Origin of the sequence: Streptomyces boluensis (genome assembly GCF_009908195.1) — a bacterium.
Classification (GTDB): Bacteria; Actinomycetota; Actinomycetes; order Streptomycetales; family Streptomycetaceae; genus Streptomyces; species Streptomyces boluensis.
The window spans coordinates 1-5,324 of sequence record NZ_JAAAHS010000464.1 but is presented as its reverse complement, the minus strand read 5'-3'; the positions used below and the strand labels follow the sequence as shown (position 1 = coordinate 5,324).

General features: G+C 71.2%; 5 protein-coding genes. 3 read left to right on the top strand and 2 right to left on the bottom strand.

Annotated features, from left to right (window positions below; all coding sequences use genetic code 11):
• The 3 genes from GUY60_RS33805 to GUY60_RS33795 form a co-directional block, all read left to right on the top strand.
• On the top strand, positions 1-405 hold a 405-nt coding region (locus GUY60_RS33805; RefSeq protein ID WP_161704885.1), incomplete at its 5' end, for a polysaccharide deacetylase family protein.
• Between the two features lie 157 nt (positions 406-562).
• Positions 563-1,855: a phenylacetate--CoA ligase PaaK gene (paaK, locus tag GUY60_RS33800; protein ID WP_161704883.1), complete on the top strand. Its 1,293-nt coding sequence runs from the start codon at positions 563-565 to the stop codon at positions 1,853-1,855.
• 23 nt (positions 1,856-1,878) lie between these two features.
• Entirely contained in the window at positions 1,879-2,418 is a 540-nt protein-coding gene (locus GUY60_RS33795; protein WP_161704881.1) for a GNAT family N-acetyltransferase, read from the top strand.
• Positions 2,419-2,450: 32 nt separating this feature from the next.
• On the opposite strand, the gene GUY60_RS33790 is transcribed toward GUY60_RS33795, so the two are convergent.
• Complete coding sequence (locus GUY60_RS33790) at positions 2,451-3,989, bottom strand: acyl-CoA synthetase (protein ID WP_161704879.1); 1,539 nt, start codon at positions 3,987-3,989, stop codon at positions 2,451-2,453.
• Between the two features lie 84 nt (positions 3,990-4,073).
• Positions 4,074-5,174, bottom strand: a complete 1,101-nt coding sequence (locus tag GUY60_RS33785; protein WP_161704877.1) for a calcium:cation antiporter — start codon at positions 5,172-5,174, stop codon at positions 4,074-4,076.
• Between the last annotated feature and the right edge of the window lie 150 nt (positions 5,175-5,324).

The window sequence follows — 5,324 nt, the reverse complement described above, 5'->3', positions numbered from 1 at the left end:
GTACAGAACCACACCCTCACCCACCCCAGCCTGAAGGGCCTCCCGTACGCCCGCCAGCGCGCCGAGATCTGCGGCCAACAGACCGTACTGGCAAGGGAGTTCGGCGAACGCCCGACGCTGTTCCGGCCGCCGCGCGGCCACTACGACAGCACCACTCTGCGGGCCGTCGCCGACTGCGGGCTTCGGGCCTCGGTGATGTGGGGCGCCAACATGCAGCCCGAGGGCCTGCGCCTCGACAACGGCACCGACCGGCTGCGCCCCGGCGAGATCGTCCTCTTCCACTTCTTCCCGCCCGAGCGCCTGAGCGGCAAAAGCCACACGACCCTGACCGAACTCACCCGCACCCTGCTGCGGACGATCACCGAGCAGGGATACGCGGTGGGCCGTATCGAGGACTACGTATGACCACGTGTGGCTACGCGTTACTACGCACGACTACGTGTGTTCCGCGCGCCCGACGGGGCGAAGATCACGTCGCACGTCTTGACGCCCCCGCCCACCCCCTGGATAACTGAACCCCGACAGAGCAACCGAATGATCGGTCGGTGGGACGGAGAGCGGGATGGCGGCAGCGGAACTCGACGCGGCGGAACGGCTCGGCCAGGGCGAGCTGCGCACCCTCCAGCTGGAACGGCTGCGCGCCACCCTGCACCACGCGTACGAGCACGTGCCGTTCTACCGCGCCGCCTTCGACCGGGCGGGACTGCGCCCCGACGACTGCCGCTCACTCAAGGACCTGGCGCGCTTCCCGTTCACCACCAAGGCCGACCTGCGGGACAACTACCCCTTCGGCATGTTCGCGGTGGAGCGGGACCGGGTGCGCCGCGTGCACGCCTCCAGCGGCACCACGGGCCGTCCCACGGTGGTCGGTTACACGGACGGCGACCTGGACGTATGGGCCGACGTGGTGGCCCGCTCGATCCGCGCGGCGGGCGGCCGACCGGGCCAGATCGTCCATGTGGCGTACGGCTACGGCCTGTTCACCGGCGGCCTCGGCGCGCACTACGGCGCGGAGCGGCTCGGCTGTACGGTCGTGCCCGCGTCCGGCGGGATGACGGCCCGGCAGGTGCAGATCATCCAGGACTTCCGTCCCGAGATCATCATGGTGACGCCCTCGTACATGCTGACGCTGCTCGACGAGTTCGAGCGCCAGGGCATCGACCCGCGCTCCACGTCCCTGAAGGTCGGCATCTTCGGTGCCGAGCCGTGGACGGAGGAGATGCGCCGGGAGATCGAGGAGCGGTTCGCGATCGACGCCGTCGACATCTACGGCCTGTCGGAAGTGATGGGCCCCGGAGTGGCGCAGGAGTGCGTGGAGACCAAGGACGGGCTGCACATCTGGGAGGACCACTTCTACCCGGAGATCGTCGACCCGCTCACCGGTGAGGTGCTGCCCGAGGGGGAGATCGGGGAGCTGGTCTTCACCTCGCTCACCAAGGAGGCGATGCCCGTGATCCGTTACCGGACACGGGACTTGACGCGGCTGCTTCCGGGTACGGCACGGCCCGCGTTCCGCCGGATGGAGAAGGTCACGGGCCGCAGCGACGACATGGTCATCCTGCGCGGAGTGAACCTCTTCCCCACCCAGATCGAGGAGATCGTCCTGCGCACCCCCCAAGTGGCCCCGCACTTCCAGCTCCACCTCACCCGCGAGGGCCGCCTCGACGCCCTGACGGTACGCGCGGAGGCCCGCGCCGGGGCGACCCCGGAGCAGCGCGCGGCGGCGGCCCGCTCGATCGCGGCCGCGGTGAAGGACGGCGCGGGCGTCTCGGTCGCGGTGGAGATCGTGGACCCGGAGACGCTGGAACGGTCGATGGGCAAGTTCCGCCGGATCGTGGACGACCGGCCGAAGTGAGGGTCGTACGCGACCATGGGGTCATGACAGATCACGAAGCGCCCTCGACTGCCCTTCCCCTGAAGGCAGTTCAGCTGCCCTCGTACACACGCACCGAACAGGTCGAGATCCTCGGCGACGGCGAGGACCCCTTCGGCGTCGCGGACACCGGCCTGACGTGGCTGCCCAAGGACGTCCACTTCGGGATCAGGCTCGACGGCCGCCTGGTGGCGCACGCCGGTCTGCTGCGGCTGCCCGTGACGGTCGGCGACGTCGACACGGAGCTGGTCGGCGTGGGCGGCGTCGCGGTCGCGCCTGACGTACGGGGGCGGGGTCTGGCCCGGCAGGTCCTCTCGGCGGCGCTCGACCACGCCCGCACGATGGGCCCGCTCCACGCCCTGCTGTTCTGCCGCCCGCCGCTGGCCGCGCTGTACGGGCACATCGGCTGGCGTCCGCTCGACCAGGACGTGCGGGTCGAGCAGCACGCCGGGCCGGTGGTGATGCCGCTGCGGACGATGTGGACGCCGCTGCACGAGGACGACTGGCCGGGCGGGTCGCTGCGGTTGCGCTCGTTCCCCATGTGAGGAAGGCCAACGGCACGCGAGCCGACGGGACCTCACGACAATCGGTCCCGCAGCTCACGCTTCAGAATCTTCCCGCTCGCGTTCCGCGGCAGCTCGTCCACGAAGACCACGCTCTTCGGGGCCTTGAATGCGGCGAGCAACTCGCGTGCGTGGGCGATGAGTTCGGCCTCGTCCACCTCACCGCGCCGCACCACCACGGCCGTGACCGCCTCGATCCAGCGTTCATGGGGCAGGCCGACGACCGCGACCTCGGCGACCCGCGGGTGGGTGTACAGGGCGTCCTCGACCTGGCGGGAGGCGACCAGGACGCCACCGGAGTTGATGACGTCCTTCACGCGGTCCACGACGGTGAAGTAGCCCTCGGCGTCCCGCACCGCCAGGTCGCCGGAGTGGAACCAGCCCGCCCGGAACGCCTCCTCGGTCTCGGCCGGCTTGTCCCAGTAGCCCTCGCACAACTGCGGTGAGCGGTACACCACTTCACCGGCCGTGCCGTCCGGGACCTCCTTGCCCTGCTCGTCCACCACCCGCGCCTCGACGAACAGCACCGGACGACCGCAGGAGTCGAGGCGGCCCGTGTGCTCCTCGGGGCCGAGGACCGTGGCGAGCGGGCCGATCTCGCTCTGCCCGAAGCAGTTGTAGAACGCCAGGTCCGGCAGCCGCCCGCGGAGCCGTTCGAGCACCGGCACGGGCATGATCGACGCGCCGTAGTACGCCTTGCGCAGCGCGCCCAGGTCGCGGCTCGCGAACTCGGGGTGGTTCGACAGCGCGATCCACACCGTCGGCGGCGCGAACAGGCTGTCCGCACGGCCCGCCTCCACCAGGTCGAACAACTGCCGCGGATCCGGCCCGTCGACGACCGTGTTCTCGGCGCCCACCGCCAGGTAGGGCAGCAGGAACACATGCATCTGCGCCGAGTGGTACAGCGGCAGCGAGTGCACCGGCCGGTCGGCGGCGCTCAGGTCGAGGGCGTGGATCGCGGACACGTACTCGTGCACGAGCGCCCGGTGCGTCATCATCGCGCCCTTGGGGTCGGCGGTCGTCCCCGAGGTGTAGAGCAACTGCGCCAGATCCTCGGCGCCCGGCTCCGGACCGTCGTACGCGGGAGTGCCGGCGAGCCGGTCGAGCAGCGCCCCCTCCGCGTCGCGCAGCGCCAGGGTCGCCACCCAGTCCGGCAGGTGATGGCGCAGGTCCGGGTCGGTGAGGACGAGGGAACTGCCCGACTGGCGCACGATGTAGGCGAGGTCGGCGCCGGTCAGGTTGTGGTTGACGGGCACGTGCACGAGGCCCGCCCGCGCACAGCCGAGGAAGCCGATCAGGTACGCGTCGGAGTTGTGCCCGTACGCCCCCACCCGGTCACCCCGGTCGAGCCCCAGGTCGCGCAGCGCCCGCGCGGCACGGGACACCGCGTCGTCGAGCTGGGCGTAGGTCCAGGAGCGGTCGGCGTAGCGCAGTGCCGTGCGGTCGGGGGTGCGGCGGGCGCTGCGGCGGAGCATCCCGTCGACCGTGTCCCCGCGTACGCCGTCACGCGCCGCGCTGTCGCCTCGTACATCCGTCGTGCTGTGGCCCGTCATGGCGTGATCCTCGGGCGGAGCGCGGCGGGCGGTCAAGGGCTCGGGCGGGTACGGAAGTCGGCATCCATAGCTCTCCCGTACGTATCAAGGGCTGATCGCCAGGAACACGAACGACGCGAACAGCACCGTGTGCAGGCCGCCCTGGAGCAGCGTCGCCCGGCCCGTCACCACGGTCAGGATGCTGACGACCACGGTCAGGGCGAGCATCACCATGTGGGTCGCGCCGAGGCCGAGCACCAGCGGACCGTCCATCCAGATGGACGCGACAGCGATGGCGGGAATGGTCAGGCCGATGCTGGCGATGGCGGAGCCGTGCGCGAGGTTGAGGCTGATCTGGACCCGGTCGCGGCGGGCGGAGCGGGTCGCGGCCAGGGTCTCGGGAAGCAGCACGAGCAGGGCGATGACGACACCGACGAAGGCCTGCGGCAGGCCCGCCGCTTCGACGCCGGACTCGATGGTGGGCGAGATGCCCTTGGTGTTGCCGACCACCGCGACGAGCGCGACGAGCAGCAGGCCGACGCTCAGGCCGGTCTCGGCGGTGGTCGGCGGGTGGGCGTGGGCCTCCTCGTCCAGGACCTCGCCGTCGCGCGTGACGGGCAGGAAGTACTCGCGGTGCCGGATCGTCTGCATCGCCACGAAAAGCAGGTACACGGCGAGCGACACGACCGCGGCGAAGGTGAGTTGGGCGCCCGTGAACTCGGGCCCCGGCTTGCTGGTGGTGAACGTCGGCAGCACCAGGCTGAGCGTGGCGAGCGTCGCCACCGTGGCGACGGCGGCGACGGTGCCCTCGGTGTTGAAGTTCGCCACGCCTGCCCGCCAGGCGCCGACGAGCAGGGCGAGGCCCACGATGCCGTTGCAGGTGATCATCACGGCGGCGAACACGGTGTCGCGGGCGAGCGAGGAGGACTTGGCCCCGCCATCGGCCATCAGGGTGACGATCAGGGCCACCTCGATCACGGTCACGGCGACCGCGAGAACCAGGGACCCGAAGGGCTCGCCGACCTTGTGCGCGATGACCTCGGCGTGATGCACGGCGGCGAGCACGGCACCCATGAGGCAGAGCGCCACGAGCACCACCACCGGCCCCGGCAGGTCGCGCTTCCAGGTCAGGGCGAGGACGACCAGGGCGAGCAGAGGCACCGCGATGGTGCCGACCTTGGTGAGGGCGCCGGGTGTGGAAGCCATGGGAGCACGCTCTCAGCAGTACGCGCTCTCCGCCGCCCGAGCGCAGGCCTGAGCGTCGCGCTCCGGCACGGTCGGGGCCACCCGACCACTGTCACCCCGGACCACCGCCACCCCGGCCACCGTCATCCCTGGCCCTGCCCCGTCTCAGAC